The sequence below is a fragment of the Gordonia aichiensis NBRC 108223 genome (assembly GCF_000332975.1).
Lineage (GTDB): Bacteria > Actinomycetota > Actinomycetes > Mycobacteriales > Mycobacteriaceae > Gordonia > Gordonia aichiensis.
The window spans coordinates 69,680-87,168 of sequence record NZ_BANR01000025.1 but is presented as its reverse complement, the minus strand read 5'-3'; the positions used below and the strand labels follow the sequence as shown (position 1 = coordinate 87,168).

Sequence of the window (17,489 nt, the reverse complement as noted above, 5' to 3'; positions counted from 1 at the left end):
GAGCCGGTATGACCTGGCAGCAGTTCGTCGACGAGTACACCGCACACGGCGCGATCCGCCTCGGCTCGTGGAGCGTCGCTCCCGCACCGGGCGACATGGTCGAGTGCCGGGCCACGATCGCCTACGACGACCGGATCATGTCCATGACCGCGACGGCGACGGGCCAGGTCGGGGCAATGACCTCGATCCTGCACGATCTGGGCATCTCGGTGCAGATCGTGCGGTTGCATCAACGCAGGCTCGACGATCGCAACGTCTCGTTTCTGTTGTGCGAGCACGATCGCCGCCAGTGCTGGGCGACCGGTGACGGCGAGACCACCGCCGATGCGAACATCAATGCGCTCATCGCCGGCGCGAACCGGCTACTCGCAGGCAACGACCTGGAGTCCTGACCGCGGCGGTTACGGGCACCAGATCTCAGGTCGTCGAGTCCAGCGCGGCGATGCGTTCGCGGAGCCCTGGCCAGGCGGAACCGAACGCAGGGTGCAGCGGCAGCGTCGCGACGTGTGCCTCGGGTACCCAACGCAATTCTGCCGATTCGCCGTTGGCGGTCGTGAGGACCGGGCGCTCCACGTCGGCGATCACCGTCGTGTAGGTCCAGCCGCCGACGGTGCGGTGAGTGACCAGCGCCGCCACGACGGAGACGTCGCCGGGCCGGATGCCTGCTTCCTCGCCCGCCTCGCGGATGGCGGTGTCGACGGCAGTCTCGTGGGAGTCGCGCGCCCCACCGGGTAGGCCCCACGTGCCACCCTGATGCGACCAGGCGGCTCGGTGCTGCAGAAGTACGCCGACCTCGCCGTCGGGGAGAGGTGCCCGCAGCAAAAGCCCTGCCGCGCCATGCAGCCCCCAGTACCTCGCGCCCTCGTCGAACACCCAACCGTCACCGTCGCCGCGCACTGTGCCTCCTGCTCGTCCCCGCACTCTCCGTGCCCAGGTGTGTGCACCGATGGTTATCCCTGAGGCCCGTACCTCCAACTTAGGTGAACTCGACCGCGGTGACACTCGCTCGTGCCAGACTCGCACTCGCCGTATCGCCGCCATCCCGACGGCGCGGACTAGGGTGGAAACGGACTCGACGTGGCGTACGACATACCCGAGGAGAGCGCACAACCACTCGCGACCGACCGATGCAGAGGGGATTGAGAAGGTGACCGGCGACGCATCCCCCGTGCGGGCAGTGCTGACCCGCGCAGGTCGGACCGTACGTCCCGCCACCACGTCGCCACCTCTGCGTGAGGTGCTCAGCGACCGTCGTGAACTGGTCGCCTCGGCTCGTGCGGCAGCACAGTCGCCGTTCTCCTCGGTGCGGCACTACGCCAAGACGACGCCGGGCAAGCTGATCCTCCTCTGTTTCGTCGTTGCGATCACAGCGCTCGGCACCGGGTGGTACGCGTCGACGACGCTGAACAACCGCACGCACCAACTGCAGACGATCATCGACCGCGCCGAGCCGCTGTCGGAGGCTGCGCAGGTTCTCTACAGTTCGCTGTCGATCGCCGACGCCGCGGCCAACTCCGGATTCATCTCGGGCGGACCCGAGAATCCGCAACTTCGTCAGCGGTACTCCGACGCACTGGCGACCGCGTCGTCGTCGCTCTTGGTGACCGCGGGCAGCGACACGGGTCCCGGCGCGGACGCGACCGCCGACACCCGCGCACTGAACTCCGATCTCGAGGTCCTCACAACGACCATCCCCGTCTACAGCGGGCTGGTCGAGACCGCGCGCACCAACAACCGGCTGGGCAATCCGGTCGGATCGGCGTACCTCGGTCAGGCGTCGGCGCTCATGCAGGACAGGGTTCTGCCTGCGGCACAACGCGTCTACGAGCGACGGGCACTCGCCATCGCCGATCCCCAGAGCGCGCTGACCACTCCGCCCTGGGGCGTCTACGTCGCACTGCTGATCGTCGTTCTGCTGCTGCTCGCGACCTCGCGCTACCTCGCCACGCGGACCCGCCGACGCTTCAACATCGGGATCGTGGCAGCACTGATCGCGATCATCGGCGGCCTGATCTGGCTACTCACCTCCGGACTGCTGTCGGTCGCTGCGACGAGTTCGGCCAAGAACGACGGCGCGACACCGCTGCGCCAACTCACCGAGGCACGCATCCTCACCCAACAGGCCCGCTCCGCCGAGACGCTCTCGCTGCTGCGGCGTGGCGACCAGGCGGGACTCGAGGGCACCTTCGAGCAGGCGACCACGCGCATCGGCATGGTCTTGGACACCCTCGACAAGGAAGGTGACTCGTCCGGGTCGTTGAGTGAGCGTCAGGTCACGTCGCTGCGTGCCGCGCTCGACCAGTGGAAGAGGACCGATGCGCAGGTACGCGACGAGATGACGTCCGGGAACTTCTCGCAGGCGCGTGCGATGACCGTCGGCTCGTCGCCGCAGAGTTCTGAGACGAGTTATCGAGCCGTCGACTCCGCGCTCATCAACGCGATGACCACCACGCGATCCTCGTTTCGCGACGACATCAACACCGCACAGCGCGTGTTGGGCTTCACCGGCAACGGCATTCTCGCGCTGTCGATCTTTGCGACTATCGCGTTGATCCTCGGGATGATCCCCCGCATCAGGGAGTACCGATGAGAGGTCACGCTCGTCGTCGGCACTCGGTGCGGACCGTTCTCTCGCTCGTCGCGCTCATGGTGGGGGTCACTGTGCTTGCCGGGTGCGTCGACTTCCCTGCTCCCGAGTCACCGGGGCCGAGTGCGACGGCTCAAGCACCCGAACCACTCGGCGCACAGTACGACGCCGCACAGGAGGCGCCGCCGAATTCGTCGTCGTGTGATGCGACGCAGAGCCTGCGACCGGCAGCCGAACAGCCGCAGCCCGCGCAGATGCCGCCGGGAAGCACGATGGATGCGATCTTCCGGCGCGGCCGACTGATCGTCGGCACCGACGTCGGCTCCAACCTGTTCAGTTTCCGGGACCCCATCACCGGAGACATCCAGGGATTCGACGTCGACCTCGCACACGAGATCTCGCGCGCGATCTTCAACGACCCCAACCGCATCGAGTTCCGGGTGCTCAGTTCCGGTGAACGCATCGACGCCCTGCGTAACCAGGAGGTCGACGTCGTCATCAAGACGATGAGCATCACCTGCGACCGTCTGCGTGACATCAGTTTCTCGGCGCCGTACTACGTTGCGTCACAGCGCATTCTGTCGTTACGCGGATCGGGCATCACCGGCCCGGCACAGCTCGCGGACAAGCGGGTGTGCGCTGCGCGCGGAACGACGTCGATCGGCCGCATGCAGCAGATAGAACCCCGTGCGAAGATGGTCACCACCACGACCTGGGCCGATTGCCTTGTGATGCTGCAGCAGTCGCAGGTCGACGCAGTGACCACCGACGATGCGATCCTCGCTGGTCTGGCGACACAGGATCCCTGGGCGCAACTCGTCGGACCGAGCCTCGGCCAGGAGAACTACGGAGTCGGTATGCCCGTCGGACACGACGACATGGTGCGCTTCGTCAACGGCACACTTGCCACGATGCGTGCATCCGGCCGCTGGCAGGAGATGTACGACAAGTGGCTGTCCATCCTCGGCCCCGGATACGGACCGCCCCAACCCACGTATCGCGATTGAGGCGACGCCAGATGGCCCGAAGTGACAAGCACACCGCAACGCCGGCCGCAGAGGTCGAGCGGGATGCGACGACCGACGACGCCGCCGCCGACGTGGGAACCCAGCGCGCCGACCTCGCAGACCTCGACGTCGGAACCCAGCGCGCCGACCTCGCAGACCTCGACGTCGGAACCCAGCGCGCCGACCTCACGGACCTCGACGTCGGAACCCAGCGGGCGGATCCCGCATCGCTCGACGCCGGGACACAGCGGGCCGACTTCCCGCCGACCCAGGCAACGCCTGTCATGGGCATGCGCGACGAATCGACGGGCCCGGTCACTCCTGCGCGGTCGCTCGATCCCAACGACGCGCTGGTCTCGATCGGTCGGACACGTCGGTTGGTGCCGCGACGACGTCCACGCGTGCACGACCGTCGGCTCGGCTCGGGGCTCGTCGAGCTGCCCAAGATCACCGACATCGAACCGCAGGACGCGGTGCTCGATTCGCCGGTCATCGCCGAGGGCAAGCGCAACTGCTGGCGCTGTGGCCGGCCCGTCGGACGCTCGTCGGGAGCAGGTGCCGGTGACCTGACCGGCGAGTGCCCGCACTGCGGCGCCCGGTATTCATTCGTCCCGGGGCTCGCACAAGGCACACTCGTCGCGGGCCAGTACGAGATCGCAGGGGCTATCGCCCACGGTGGACTCGGATGGATCTACCTGGCGATCGACCGCAATGTCTCCGATCGGCCCGTCGTGCTGAAGGGCCTGCTCAACTCGTCGGACTCCGAGGCCCAGCAGGTCGCACTGGCCGAACGACAGTTCCTCGCGTCGGTGAACCATCCGGGCATCGTGAAGATCTACAACTTCGTCGAGCACGTGACCGAGTACGGCGATCGTTTCGGTTACATCGTGATGGAGTACATCGGCGGACGAACGCTCAAGCAGATCACGTCCGAAGGCGACATAGAGACCACGTTGCTGTCGGTGGAGCAGGCGATCGCGTACATGCTCGAGGTACTCCCGGCCGTCGGGTATCTCCACTCGGTCGGCCTGGTCTACAACGACGTGAAGCCCGACAACATCATGGTCGGCAGCGACGAGGTCAAGCTCATCGACCTCGGCGCCGTCTCGCCGGTCAACGGCTACGGGCATCTGTACGGCACACCGGGTTTCCAGGCGCCCGAGATCGTGCGAACCGGGCCGCAGGTGGTCACCGACATCTACAGCATCGGACGCACGCTGGCGGCGCTGACCGTCGACATGCCGATGAGTGACGGCCGATACGTCGACGGCCTGCCCGATCCCGAGGACACCCCGGTGTTCCGCGACAACCCGTCCTTCTACCTGTTGCTACAACGGGCCACCGCAGCAGATCCCGCAGAACGCTTCTCCTCGGCCGAGGAGATGACCACGCAGTTGCTCAACGTGCTCCGCGAAACCGTCGCGGTGCACACGGGCGTGCCCCGGCCCTCGTTGTCGACGGTGTTCACGCCACAGCGCTCGACATTCGGTACCGAACTGATGCTGGCGCCTGTCGACGGCTTCTTCGATCCCGACCTCGCCGCCTTCTACGATCCCGTCGACATGGCGCGCGCACTGCCGGTACCGCTCGTCGACCCCACCGATCCCGCAGCGGGACTGCTGAATTCGGCAGCGCTGAGCGACCCGAGACAAACACTGGATTCGATCCACGCCGCCAGGGCCGAGGGGTTCCGCTCGCTACTCGGATCGCCGACGTCCTCGGCACATCCGTCGTTGGAGATCGACCTCGCCGAGGCACGTGCGCACCTCGAACTCGACGACGTCGACACGGCACTGGAACTACTGCGCGATGTGTCTGTGCAACACGGGGATTCGTGGCGCGTGCAGTGGTACATGGGAATCTGCTCGCTGATGAACGACGAGCCCGAACTGGCATACGACTGGTTCGACGCCGTGCTGCAGGCGATGCCGGGCGAGGTCGCACCGAAGCTCGCCGTCGCGGGCACCGCCGAGCTCATCGGTCGTTGGTTGTCGGATGAACGCGAACCATCGGAGGGATCGCGTGCTCGCATCACCGAGATGTATCACGTTGCGGCACAGAACTATCACGATCTCTGGCTGACTGACCACAGCATCGTGACGGCAGCGTTCGGGATGGCTCGCCTGGCCGTCGCGCGTGGTGACTACGACGCCGCGGTCGAACCGCTCGACGAGGTGCCCGCGACCAGCCGACACTTCAACACCGCGCGTGCGACCGCGGTGATCGCCCTGGTACACGGCCGGGACCCGTCACAGCTGCGCAAGGATCAGCTCGTCGAGGCCGCCAAGCGCATGGAGGCCATGCCCGACACCGAACCGCGTAAACAGCGACTACAGCTGATCGTCCTGGGTACAGCCCTCGGCTGGGTACACGCCCACCCCGAGCAGGCGGGAGAACCCGCACGGCTGCTGGGCTTTCCGTTCACCGAGGAGGGCCTGCGCACCGGGACCGAGAAGTCGCTGCGCTATCTCGCGCGGCAGACCCGCACCAACCGCGACCACCGCTTCCTGCTCGTCGACCTCGCGAACTACGTGCGACCGTGGTCGCTGTTCTGACGCACCGTCACCCGGCGCACTACTCCGGCTGTTCTCCGCGGGCGACAGCTGCGGCCTGGCGGGCGATGGCCAATTCTTCGTTGGTCGGCACCACCAAGACGTCGACCGTACTCGAATCCGTCGAGATGCGTCGAGCCTGCTTGCTGCGCAGCGAGTTCCGCTCGTCGTCGATCACGATGCCGTAGTTCTCCAGCCCGGCCAGCGCATCGCGTCGCACGTTGTCGGCATTCTCCCCAACGCCTGCGGTGAACGTGATCGCGTCGACGTTGCCCAGTTCGATCATGTAGGCGCCGATGTAGCGGCGCAGGCGGTGGATGTACACCTTGTACGCGCGTTTCGCGTTCTCGTCGCCGCTGTCCATACGCGCGGTGATGGTCCGGAAGTCGTTGTCGCCGCAGAGTCCCTTGAGTCCGGAGTTCTTGTTGAGCAGCGTGTCGAGCTGGTCGTTGCTGAGTTTGGCGACGCGGCTCAGGTGCAGGAGCACGCCTGGGTCGATGTCGCCACTGCGCGTACCCATCACGAGGCCTTCGAGTGGTGTCATCCCCATGCTGGTGTCGATCGGTTCACCGTGGTCGATCGCCGAGGCCGATGCACCGTTGCCCAGGTGCAGCACGATCTGGTTGAGATCGTTGTACTCACGGCCGAGGAACTCCGCAACCTTGCCGGAAACGTACTGATGACTCGTGCCGTGAAACCCATAGCGCCGCACCGCATGCAGGTGCGCGACACCTCTGTCGATGGCGTACGTCGCGGCCTCGTCGGGCAGATCGTGGAAGAACGCGGTATCGAATACGGCCACCGAGGGAACGTCGGGAAGCTTCTTCCGCGCAACCTCGATGCCCGCGAGGTTCGCCTTGTTGTGCAGCGGTGCGAGCGTGGAGATCCGCGAGATCTCGGAGACCACCTCATCGGTGACAAGCGTCGGGTGGAAAAAGCTTCGGCCACCGTGCACGACCCGGTGCCCGACCGCGCTGAGCCCGGCATCGGCCAGATCGGTCCCGGCGGCGGCGAACATCTCCGACGCAGCGTCGAGTGCGGCCGAGATGTCGTCGAGTGGCTCGGTTCGCGTGGACGATTCGCCGTTCTGCTCGTGGGTGATCGACGACTCGTCCTCGCCGATGCGCTCGGCTATCCCCTCGGCGATCACCTCCGTCGTATCCGGATGCAGTAGCTGATACTTCAACGACGAGGATCCGGCATTGAGCACCAGCACGGCACCGTCGGTGGATGTACTCATCGGGATGACTCCTGTGCATCGATGTTCTGAGCCTGGATGGCGGTGATCGCGACCGTGTTCACGATGTCGGAGACCAGCGCACCGCGGGAGAGATCGTTGATGGGACGTCGAAGACCCTGCAGCACAGGGCCGATCGCAACAGCGCCCGCGCTGCGCTGAACAGCTTTGTAGGTGTTGTTCCCCGTGTTCAGGTCGGGGAAGATGAGTACCGTCGCGCGACCGGCGACCTCGGAGTCGGGCATCTTGGTCGCCGCGACACTCGGCTCCACCGCCGCGTCGTACTGGATCGGCCCCTCGACCGAGAGTTCCGGAGCGCGCTCGTGCACGAGATCGGTGGCGACCCTGACCTTGTCGACGTCCGCTCCGGTACCCGATCGCCCCGTCGAGTAGGAGAGCATGGCTACGCGTGGCGAGATTCCGAACGCGGATGCCGTTGCGGCGGAGGATATCGCGATGTCGGCGAGTTCTGTCGCGGTGGGATCGGGCACGATGGCGCAGTCGCCGTAGGCGAGCACCTTGTCGGGCAGACACATGAAGAACACGCTCGACACCGTCGAGACCCCGGGCACCGTCTTGATGATCTCGAACGCGGGCCGGATGGTGTGCGCTGTGGTGTGCGCCGCACCGGAGACCATCCCGTCGGCGCGTCCGGTGTGCACGAGCATGGTGCCGAAGTAGGAGACGTCGCGCATCCGCTCCTGGGCGTGCTCGAAATCCATGCCCTTGTGCTTGCGGAGCTCGGCATAGAGGTGCGCGAACTCGTCTGTCAGCTCAGAGTTGGCAGGGTCGATGAGTTCGACGCCGTCGAGGTCGACCCCGAGGTCGTCCGCGCGGGCTGTGATCGATTCCGGGTCGCCGAGGATGGTCAGTGCTACGACGCCGCGTCGCAGCAATTGCCCTGCGGCGCGCAGGATTCGGTCGTCACTGCCCTCCGGTAGCACGATGCGTTTGCGATCCGACCGAGCACGGGTGATCAGTCCGTACTCGAACATCTGCGGGGTGACCACCTCCGACGGCTTGACGTCGAGAACCTTGATCAGTTCTTCGGGTTCCACGTACTGCTCCATGAGTCCGAGCGCGGCGTCGATCTTGCGTGCGGACCCGATCGCGATGCGGCCGCGGGTGTCGGCGGCGATGCGCGCGGTGTCGTAGGTGCCCTGTTCGCAGGTGATGACCGGCAGCTTGGACTTCAGTCCGCCGACAAGCGCGTCAATCATCGGATGCGGTTTGAGTCCACCGTTGAGGATGATGCCCGTCAGCCGCGGAAAACCTTGTGCGGCGTTGGCATTGACCAGCGAGAGCAGTACGTCGGAGCGATCGGCCGGGGTGATCACCACCATCCCCTCGGTGAGTCGCTCGAGGATGTGCTCGGCGGTCATGCCGCCGACCATCACGCGCAGCGCCTCACGGTCGAGGAGTTCGGGGTCGCCGCTGTACATTTCGGCGCCCAGCGATTTCTTGAGTTCGGCCATCGTCGGCGCGAAGAGCACCGGCAACTCGGGCAGACACCAGCACGGGACGTCGAGTTTCGCCAGCGCGGCGCCGATCTCGCTGATGTGGTCGGGATCGCACCGGTTGGCGACGATGGCCGCCGTGGTGGCGTGCATGGCGGCGATCTCGGTGCGCAGATGCTCGGCGAGATCGCGTACCTCGGCGGGCGTGCGGTCGAGTGCCTTGAGCGCCAGGATGATCGGCGCCGAGAGGTTGGCCGCGATGCGCGCGTTGTACGTCAGCTCGGACGGATTTCCGACGTCGGTGTAGTCCGACCCCACGATGACGACGGAGTCGCACTGCGACTCGACGGCGTGGAAACGCGCGACGATGTCGGCGATCGAGCCATTCGGGTCGGCGTGGACCTGGTCATAGGTGACACCGATGGCATCGTCGTAGCTGACGTCGGCCGAGGTGTGTTCGAGGAGGAGCTCGAGCAGGTAGTCGCGTTCTCCGTGCGCGGCCCGCGAGATGGGCCGGAACACCCCGACCCGACCCCCGGTCGCCGTCAGCAGCGAGAGCACGCCGAGCGCGACCGCCGATTTTCCGGTCTCCGCCTCAGCGGACACGATGTAGATCTTCGTTGCGCTCACAGCGTCGGGCGACATAGTGGTCAGCCTAGTTGGTGGGCTCGCCGTGCGTCGCGGGTGAGGTCGCGGGTCAGGCCACGATCGCCCGAACGATCAGGTCGGCGATCTGCTCATCGGTGAGGCTGCTGTCGGGGACGAGCATCAGCGAGTAGATGGTGCGGACCATGAACTCTGCGGCGCCGCGCGGATCGGGAGTCAGTTCGGCCTGCACCTCGGGCGCTACGTCGGGCAACGTGGCGTCGACGATCTTCTCGATGAGGTCGGGGCCGTCGTCGTCGGTGGCGACGAGTGCACGCACGATCTCCTCGGGTTCCTGACGGAGGACGTACTGCAGCGCCTCGTGCTCGCGGATATAGGGCAGCACGCCGAGCACCTGTGCGCGCACCTTGCCCGCGGCGTCGGGCGCGGTGTCGGACCATTCACGTAGTTTCACACGCAGCAGCGCGATCTCGCGGTCGAGCATCGCGGCAACAAGCGCGTCGCGGCCGCCGAACATCCGGTACGCCGTTGCCCGTGCCACCCCCGCGTGACGGGCAACAGACGTCAGACTGAGTGCTTTCGCGCCGAAGCGCGACACCAATGCGACGCCCACGTCGACAAGGCGATCCGATTCCATGAGGAGAAGTTAGCGAATAGGTTCGACGTCGGCGCACGGTACCGGTCACTTTCGCGTGCCGTGGCGCGTGTGGCCCGATGGGCGCATCCATGCCTTAAGCTCTGCGGCCATGGAGATTCGTGACGCGCGGGTCCGCGACGTCCCCGGCATCACGCTCATCTACAACGACGCCGTCGAACACACCACCGCCATCTGGAACGAGGAACTCGTCGACGCTGCCAACCGGTCGGCATGGCTCGCGGATCGGCAGGAGGCCGGATTTCCGGTTCTGGTCGCTGCCGACTCCGATGGTGCGGTGCTCGGCTACGCGACCTACGGTCCGTGGCGCCCACACGACGGATTCCGGCACACCGTCGAGCACTCGGTGTATGTGGGCTCTGGCCAGCGCGGGCGGGGTACGGGGCAGTCGCTGATGCGCGCGCTCATCGACCGAGCACACACCGACGGCGTCCACGTGATGATCGCGGCGATCGATGCGTCGAATTCGGGATCGATCCGGCTTCACGAGCGACTCGGCTTCACGCGTGTCGGGCTGCTGCCGCAGGTCGGGACGAAGTTCGGCTCATGGCTCGACCTTGCATTCCTCCAACTGATCCTCGACGACGCGCAGCCTGCGCGATGAGGGCACGCGGATCAGTCCCCGCGTCATCGCAACCCCCGCCAGGCACAGCACACCCCCGACCACGCGCAGCGGCGTCGGAACCTCGGAGAGCAGGAGCCACGACAGCACGATGACGACCGCGGGCACGACCAACGTCGTCGCGGTCAGTGCACCGGCACTCGTACGCGAGAGGGCATACGCCCAGGTGGTGAACGCGACGGCTGTTGGACCGATGCCGAGGAACACCATCGCGCCGATGTCGGAGACCGATGCCGTGCTCACCTCGCGGATGGCTGCGGGGGCGAACGGGACGGTGGCGATCACACCCGCCGCGACGCCCCAGAACGTCGCGGTCAGTCCGTCGACGTGACCGAGTGCCACCTTCTGGACAAGGACGCCGGTTGCGTAGAGCACAGCGGCGGTCAACCCGAGAGCGATGCCGAGCCAGTCGGCATGCGGTCCGGTGCCGCCGACGGCGATGAGCACGACGCCGGCGAACGCCACGCCGATACCGACGAGCAGCCGAGCGAAAAACCCCTCGCCGAGGAAGAGTCCGGCGAACACCGCGACGAGAATGGGTGCGAAGTTCACGAGCAGTGCTGCCGTCCCGGCGTCGAGATGTTGCTCGGCCCAGTTCAGGACGACCGTGTAGACCGCGAACCACGCAACGCCGTAGCCGACGACGAGCGCGGAGCGGGTGGATCAGTCGGCGACGGCCAACTTCCGTAGCCGCGGCGCGAGATCCTTCTCGAAGTTGTCGAGGAACCGCTGCTGGTCGTGACCCGGGGCGTGGAACACCAGATGGTTCAGTCCGGCGTCGGTGTAGAACTTGACCTTCTCGACGGCCTCGTCGGGGTCGGACGCGACGATCCAGCGCTTGGCGACCTGCTCGATCGGTAGTTCGTCGGCGAGGCGCTCCATCTCGGTCGAGCTGTTGACGCTGTTCTTCTGGTCGGCGGTCAGCGACAGGGGCGCCCAGAAGCGGCAGTTCTCCAGCGCGAGTTGCGGATCGGGGTCATAAGAGATCTTGATCTCGATCATCCGATCGATGTCGGCGAAGGTGCGCTCGGCCTTCTCCGCGCCCTCCTTGACCGCGGGGATCAGCTTCTCGGTGTAGAGCTCCGGCCCCTTGCCCGACGTGCAGATGAAGCCGTCGCCGGAGCGTCCCGCGTAGCGTGCGACGACCGGTCCACCGGCGGCGACGTAGACCGGGATCTGATGCTCGGGCAGGTCGTACATGTAGGCGCCCTTGGTGTGGTAGTACTCGCCGTCGAAGTTGATCTCCTCGCCGGTCCACAGTTCACGCATGAGCCTGATGGCCTCACGCAGGCGTGCGAAGCGCTCCTTGAAGTCGGGCCACTCGCCCTGGAACCCGGTGGCGTACTCGTTGAGCGCCTCGCCGGTGCCGACACCGAGCATGATGCGGTCGGGGTAGAGACAGCCCATCGTCGCGAACGCCTGGGCGATCACGGCGGGGTTGTAGCGGAAGGTCGGGGTCAGGACGGAGGTACCGATCTGTACGCGCTTGGTGCGCTCACCGACCGCCGCCATCCACGACAGCGAGAACGGGGCGTGGCCGCCATTGTGCCGCCACGGCTGGAAGTGGTCGGAGACGGCGACCGAATCCATGCCGTGCTCTTCGGCCGCAACCGCGATCTCCACCAGCTCACGCGGCGCGAACTGCTCCGCGGAGGCCTTGTATCCGAGCTTGAGTTCCTGTGCCATACCTACGCCTCACTGCCGATTGCTGGACCGAACGATCACTCTGTGATCCAACGTACCCATGCGCGACTGGCGCGGATCGTCGAGGGCGGGGCCGATCCGGCGAGTTGTGTGGGATCGGGGGGTACATTTTTGTACCCGTGGATCCCACGCAACTCGACGCTCCCCCGATCGAGACCCGCCTATTCGCATTGGCCGACGAATCGCGCGCGTTCTACGCCGCGCGCGGCACCGGACGCGGGCCGCAGAGCGCCGCCGAGGTGCTCCGACTGCGCGAGCAGCGCATGGCCGATCCGAGACCCCGCGACCCGCGGGCCGTCGACCTCACCGCCGAGTGGGCGGGGCGAGCCGTGACGCTACGGGTCATCACGCCACAGATCTCTGCGCGCGGTGTGGTGCTCGATCTGCACGGCGGCGGGTTCTATCTGGGGTCGGCTGCCGATCACGACAGCTGGAATCGCGCACTCTCCGACGCGCTCGACGCCGTGGTGGTCGGCGTCGACTACCGCCTGGCACCCGAGCATCCGTGGCCGGCCGCACCAGACGACTGCGAGCTCGCGGCTCGATGGCTGATCGCGAACGCAGCGGCAGAGTTCGGCACCGACCGGCTCGTCCTGCTTGGCTTCTCCGCTGGGTCGACCCTCGCGATGACGACACTGCTCCGTCTCCACGAAACCGGTCTTGCCCACCGGTTCCGCGGCGCCGCATTGCAATTCGGCACCTACGACCTCAGCGCGACCACGCCCGCAGGGCGATTGATCGCCGACGAGTACTTCCTGAAGGCATACGTCGGACACGTCGACGACCGCACGGTCCCGGACATCTCACCGCTCTTCGGTGCGCCGACGGAGCTACCGCCGACGCTGCTCGTCGTAGGCTCCGAGGACGTCCTGCTCGACGACAACGTAGCCATGGCGCAACACCTCTCGCGTGCCGGAACCGACGTCGCGCTGCGCGTGTATCCGGCGTCGCCACATGGCTTCACTCATCACCCGACGTCGATGGCGGAAGCCGCGCGCCACGACATCGGCGAGTGGCTCGCGGAGAGGCTCACTGCGTGATCGGATCGTCCGCCGCGCCGCGCGGCAACTCGACGGCATAGCTGTAGTGGCAGCCGAGGTCGGTCAACTCGGGCGCCGCGTAGTTGTCACGGAACCAACTGATACAGGCCTCGGCGGCGAGTAATCGCTCGCGGGTGTACAGGTAGCCGTCGGTGCAGTCGTCGAACGGATCGTCGTGCTGCCACACATCGAGCGGCACCGACGACGCGTCATGGTCGACGAAGCGCAGCGTCCGGAGCGCGGTGCGCGATCTGCGCACCAAGAAGACACCCCCGGCCAGTACGTACACCTGAACGCACACCGCGTCGGGTGCGTCATAGTCGACCTCGTCGTCGGCGTCGATCTCGTCGTCCTCGATCTCGGCCTCGACCTCGTCCCAGTCGTCGGCCAACCGGACGTGCTTGGGTCCGAGACTGAATTCGAGGCCCGGTGGCTGGTCGTCGAGCGACTCGGCGACCCACTCGAGCATCGAGTCCCACTCGTTGATCGGATACAGCTTGGTCATGACTCCCATTCTCGCGAACGGGTCTGACAATCGTGACGGCGTCCGAGGGCAGTGGGTTCAGCTGACACCGGAAGGACCTTCGACCGTCCGCTACGGGCTGAACCGACGACTGGACCTCAACCGAACTTGAGCTTCTACCCTGGACGGCATGAGTATGCAGTCCGTGGCCTGGGACATGATGTACAAGTCGTCGAGCTCGCCGTCGCAGAAGAAGCTGCGGGGCGATCGGCGAAGTACGTTGCGTCGCATCCTGACCTTCGCGCGCCCGCACCGCGGCAGGATCACGGTGTTCCTCGTCTTATCGGTGTGCACCGCGGTCCTGACCGTCGTCACCCCGATTCTCGCGGGGCGTGTGGTCAATCTGATCAGCGACGGCGGGTCGGGCGGCACGATCGTCGGACTGGCCGTGCTGATCGCGGTGATCGCCGTCGCGGAGGCCGCAGCAGCGATCGGAACGCGATGGCTCTCGGCACATATCGGTGAGGGACTGATCCTCGATCTGCGTCGCTCGGTCTTCGACCACGTCCAGAAGATGCCTGTCGCATTCTTCACCCGTACCCGCACCGGCGCCCTGGTGAGCCGCCTCAACAACGACGTGATCGGCGCACAGCGCGCGTTCAGCGACACGCTCTCAGGTGTCGTGTCCAATATCGTGACACTCGCCCTGACACTCGGTGTGATGTTCGCGATCAGTTGGCAGATCACACTGCTGGCGTTGATCCTCTTGCCCGTCTTCGTGATTCCCGCACGACGTATGGCTCGACGCATGGCCGCGCTCTCCCACGAGGCCGCCGAGCACAACGCACGGATGTCGACGCAGATGACCGAACGTTTCTCGGCGCCGGGTGCGACGCTGGTGAAGCTGTTCGGCAGTCCGGCGCTGGAGAGTCGTGAATTCGCCGCGCGCGCAGACAGGGTCCGTGACATCGGCGTGCGCCGCGCCATGCTGCAGGGCGTCTTCATCACCGCGCTGACATTGGTGTCGGCGTTGGCACTCGCCCTCGTTTACGGTCTCGGCGGCTGGCTCGCGGTGCACCAGCATCTGTCGGCGGGAGCCGTTGTGGCGCTGGCGTTGTTGCTCACCCGCATGTACGCACCGCTGACGGCACTCGCCAACGCGCGCGTCGAGATCATGAGCGCATTGGTGAGCTTCGAGCGCGTCTTCGAGGTTCTCGACCTCGCACCACTGATCGACGACAAGCCCGACGCCACCGACGTCCCTGACACCGAGAACGGCGTGAGCGTGCGATTCGACCACGTGTCCTTCGGTTACCCGTCGGCCGACAAGGTCTCACTCGCATCACTGGAAGAGGTTGCGCAACTGGACAGTCGGGGTGGGACCGAGGTGCTGCACGACATCGACATCGACGTCCCCGCCGGGTCGATGGTCGCACTGGTGGGGAGTTCCGGCGCGGGCAAGTCCACCATCGCGAGCCTCGCCACACGCCTCTACGACGTCGACGAGGGCGCGATCCGCCTCAACGGAACCGACCTGAGGGACCTGCGCAGCGAATCAGTGCACCGGACCGTCGGCTTGGTCACTCAGGACGGCCATCTCTTCCACGACACGGTCCGGGCGAATCTCGTTCTCGCGCAACCCGACGCCGCCGACGATGAGATCTGGGATGCACTGCGCCGCGCTCGTCTCGACGAGCTCGTGACGAGCCTGCCCGACGGACTCGACACCATCGTCGGTGAACGCGGCTATCGTCTGTCCGGCGGCGAACGCCAACGCATGACCATCGCGCGACTCCTGTTGGCGCACCCCGCTGTCGTGATTCTCGACGAAGCGACGGCACACCTGGATTCGACGTCGGAGGCAGCGGTCCAGGAGGCACTGAGCGAGGCACTACAGGGGCGGACGTCGATCGTCATCGCGCACAGGCTCTCGACGATCCGCGCCGCGGACGAGATCGTGGTCATCGAGGCCGGGCGCGTCGTCGAACGCGGTGATCACCGCACACTGCTGGCGGCCGACGGCCGTTACGCACAGCTCTACCGCACGCAGTTCGCCGACGAGACCGCCGCCAATCGATCCGAGTGCTGCCCGGAGACGCTCAGCGCGTGAGCGTCAGTCGTCCTCGTCGCGGCGGTCCGGGATCGGCGGTGCGAGTTTGGCTTTGCGAAACGTCAAGGCCACCATGGCGATGTTCACGACGATGATCGCGATGCCGAGAACCACCCACAGCCACTGGTGATTGTTCCACCAGTTGACGACGAGCAATCCGACGCACACCATCAGCACCACGGAACCGAAGATCACCATGCCGCGCGAGAATCCCTGTGCGGCACGCTGGAACTGGGGACTGGTCACCGGAACGCGTCCTGCCCGGTGAGCGCCTTGCCGATCATGAGCTGATGCATCTCGCTTGTGCCCTCGTAGGTGAGCACCGACTCGAGGTTGTTGGCGTGCCGCATGACCGGGTACTCGAGCGTGATGCCGTTGGCGCCCAACAGGGTTCGGCACTCGCGAGCGACAGCGATGGCCTCGCGCACATTGTTGAGCTTGCCGAGACTGATCTGCTCGGGCGCGATCTTGGTCTCGTCCTTGATGCGTCCGAGTTGGATCGCGAGCAGGAATGCCTTTCCCACCTCGAGCGCCATGTCGGCGATCTTGGTCTGGCTGATCTGGTAGCCCGAGAGCGGCTTGTCGAAGACCTCGCGATCGGCGGTGTAGGAGAGCGCCGACTCCAGACAATCGCGCGCAGCGCCCACGGCACCGAAGACGATGCCGAACCTCGCCTCGTTCAGACAGCTCAGCGGGCCTTTGAGACCGGTCACGCCCGGGAGCATCGCCGACGCGGGCAGCCGCATGTCCTCGAAGGACAGTTCCGCAGTGATCGACGCCCGCAGCGACAACTTGTGCTTGACGACCATCGACCGGAACCCACGGGTATCGGTGGGAACGACGAAACCGCGCACGCCGCGTGATCCCTCGTCGAGGTCGGTGCGTGCCCAGACGATCGCGACGTCGGCAACGCTGCCGTTGGTGATCCACATCTTGGAGCCGTTGATGACCCAGTCGTCGCCGTCGCGCTTGGCTACGGTGCGCATGCCCGCCGGATTCGATCCGAAGTCCGGCTCGGTCAGCCCGAAGCAGCCGATCGCCTCGCCTGCGGCCATCTTGGGCAGCCACTCCTGCCGCTGCTCGTCGCTGCCGAAAGCACGAATCGCGAACATCGCGAGCGATCCCTGGACCGACATGAAGCTGCGCAGACCGGAGTCGACGGCCTCGACCTCGAGGCAGGCAAGGCCGTACTCGGTCGCCGACGTGCCTGCGCAGCCATATCCCTCGAGGTGCATCCCGAACAGGCCGAGCTTGCCGAATTCACGGGCGAGGTCGCGGACCGGGAGGGTGCCGTCCTCGAACCACTCACCGACGTGCGGGCGCAGGCGTTTGGTGCCGAAATCGCGAACGGTGTCGACGATCGCGCGCTCCTGGTCGTCGATCAACCTGTCGAAGCCGAAGAGTTCTCCGACCGTTTTCGTCGCACTCACGTTGTCCACCACCTGTTTC

Annotated in this window: 15 protein-coding genes and 1 pseudogene; 7 read left to right on the top strand and 9 right to left on the bottom strand. The window is 66.2% G+C overall.

Going from position 1 to position 17,489, the window contains the following annotated elements:
• Positions 1-8: 8 nt before the first annotated feature.
• Positions 9-392: a hypothetical protein gene (locus GOACH_RS19185; protein WP_083859107.1), complete on the top strand. Its 384-nt coding sequence runs from the start codon at positions 9-11 to the stop codon at positions 390-392.
• A 25-nt stretch (positions 393-417) separates the two neighbouring features.
• Here the strand turns inward: GOACH_RS19185 and GOACH_RS19180 are convergent, their stop codons facing one another.
• Entirely contained in the window at positions 418-897 is a 480-nt protein-coding gene (locus tag GOACH_RS19180) for an NUDIX hydrolase (RefSeq protein ID WP_005178406.1), read from the bottom strand.
• Positions 898-1,147: 250 nt separating this feature from the next.
• On the opposite strand from GOACH_RS19180, the gene GOACH_RS19175 reads away from it, so the two are divergent.
• The 3 genes from GOACH_RS19175 to GOACH_RS19165 are packed head-to-tail and all read left to right on the top strand — an operon-like array spanning position 1,148 to position 6,149.
• The gene (locus GOACH_RS19175) at positions 1,148-2,590 is read left to right on the top strand and encodes a GlnX family signal transduction membrane protein (protein WP_005178405.1); all 1,443 of its coding nucleotides are present in this window, start codon (positions 1,148-1,150) and stop codon (positions 2,588-2,590) included.
• A complete protein-coding gene (locus tag GOACH_RS19170) occupies positions 2,587-3,594 on the top strand; it encodes a glutamate ABC transporter substrate-binding protein (protein ID WP_005178402.1) in 1,008 nt (335 codons plus the stop codon). The genes GOACH_RS19175 and GOACH_RS19170 overlap by 4 nt, the downstream gene beginning before the upstream one ends.
• An 11-nt stretch (positions 3,595-3,605) precedes the next feature.
• Positions 3,606-6,149 (top strand): serine/threonine-protein kinase, encoded by a 2,544-nt coding sequence (locus GOACH_RS19165; RefSeq protein ID WP_005178400.1) that lies wholly within the window; start codon positions 3,606-3,608, stop codon positions 6,147-6,149.
• A gap of 19 nt (positions 6,150-6,168) precedes the next feature.
• Here GOACH_RS19165 and GOACH_RS19160 read toward each other — a convergent pair whose 3' ends face one another.
• The 3 genes from GOACH_RS19160 to GOACH_RS19150 are packed head-to-tail and all read right to left on the bottom strand — an operon-like array spanning position 6,169 to position 10,083.
• Positions 6,169-7,386 carry an acetate kinase gene (locus tag GOACH_RS19160; protein ID WP_005178396.1) on the bottom strand — a complete coding sequence of 406 codons (1,218 nt, stop codon included), beginning with the start codon at positions 7,384-7,386 and terminating at the stop codon, positions 6,169-6,171.
• A complete protein-coding gene (pta, locus tag GOACH_RS19155) occupies positions 7,383-9,485 on the bottom strand; it encodes a phosphate acetyltransferase (protein ID WP_005178394.1) in 2,103 nt (700 codons plus the stop codon). Before pta ends, GOACH_RS19160 begins: the two co-directional genes overlap by 4 nt.
• Before the next feature lie 52 nt (positions 9,486-9,537).
• The gene (locus tag GOACH_RS19150; protein ID WP_005178391.1) at positions 9,538-10,083 is read right to left on the bottom strand and encodes a TetR/AcrR family transcriptional regulator; all 546 of its coding nucleotides are present in this window, start codon (positions 10,081-10,083) and stop codon (positions 9,538-9,540) included.
• 109 nt (positions 10,084-10,192) lie between these two features.
• Between GOACH_RS19150 and GOACH_RS19145 the strand changes: the two genes are divergently transcribed.
• Entirely contained in the window at positions 10,193-10,705 is a 513-nt protein-coding gene (locus tag GOACH_RS19145; protein WP_005178390.1) for a GNAT family N-acetyltransferase, read from the top strand.
• Here GOACH_RS19145 and GOACH_RS19140 read toward each other — a convergent pair.
• Positions 10,646-11,371: pseudogene (locus tag GOACH_RS19140) on the bottom strand (DMT family transporter); the annotation flags it as partial. The gene GOACH_RS19145 and the pseudogene GOACH_RS19140 sit on opposite strands and share 60 nt — an antisense overlap.
• Before the next feature lie 15 nt (positions 11,372-11,386).
• Positions 11,387-12,409 (bottom strand): glucose-6-phosphate dehydrogenase (coenzyme-F420), encoded by a 1,023-nt coding sequence (gene fgd, locus GOACH_RS19135; RefSeq protein WP_005178383.1) that lies wholly within the window; start codon positions 12,407-12,409, stop codon positions 11,387-11,389.
• Between the two features lie 137 nt (positions 12,410-12,546).
• On the opposite strand from fgd, the gene GOACH_RS19130 reads away from it, so the two are divergent.
• Positions 12,547-13,467, top strand: a complete 921-nt coding sequence (locus tag GOACH_RS19130; protein WP_005178381.1) for an alpha/beta hydrolase — start codon at positions 12,547-12,549, stop codon at positions 13,465-13,467.
• Here GOACH_RS19130 and GOACH_RS19125 read toward each other — a convergent pair.
• Entirely contained in the window at positions 13,457-13,972 is a 516-nt protein-coding gene (locus GOACH_RS19125) for a hypothetical protein (protein WP_005178380.1), read from the bottom strand. The two genes, GOACH_RS19130 and GOACH_RS19125, sit on opposite strands and share 11 nt — an antisense overlap.
• Before the next feature lie 148 nt (positions 13,973-14,120).
• Here GOACH_RS19125 and GOACH_RS19120 point away from each other — a divergent pair, with 148 nt between their 5' ends.
• Positions 14,121-16,040 (top strand): ABC transporter ATP-binding protein, encoded by a 1,920-nt coding sequence (locus GOACH_RS19120; RefSeq protein WP_005178379.1) that lies wholly within the window; start codon positions 14,121-14,123, stop codon positions 16,038-16,040.
• A 3-nt stretch (positions 16,041-16,043) separates the two neighbouring features.
• Here the strand turns inward: GOACH_RS19120 and GOACH_RS19115 are convergent, their stop codons facing one another.
• Positions 16,044-16,286, bottom strand: a complete 243-nt coding sequence (locus GOACH_RS19115; RefSeq protein ID WP_005178373.1) for a hypothetical protein — start codon at positions 16,284-16,286, stop codon at positions 16,044-16,046.
• A complete protein-coding gene (locus GOACH_RS19110; protein ID WP_040519146.1) occupies positions 16,283-17,470 on the bottom strand; it encodes an acyl-CoA dehydrogenase family protein in 1,188 nt (395 codons plus the stop codon). The genes GOACH_RS19115 and GOACH_RS19110 overlap by 4 nt, the downstream gene beginning before the upstream one ends.
• Positions 17,471-17,489 lie beyond the last annotated feature (19 nt).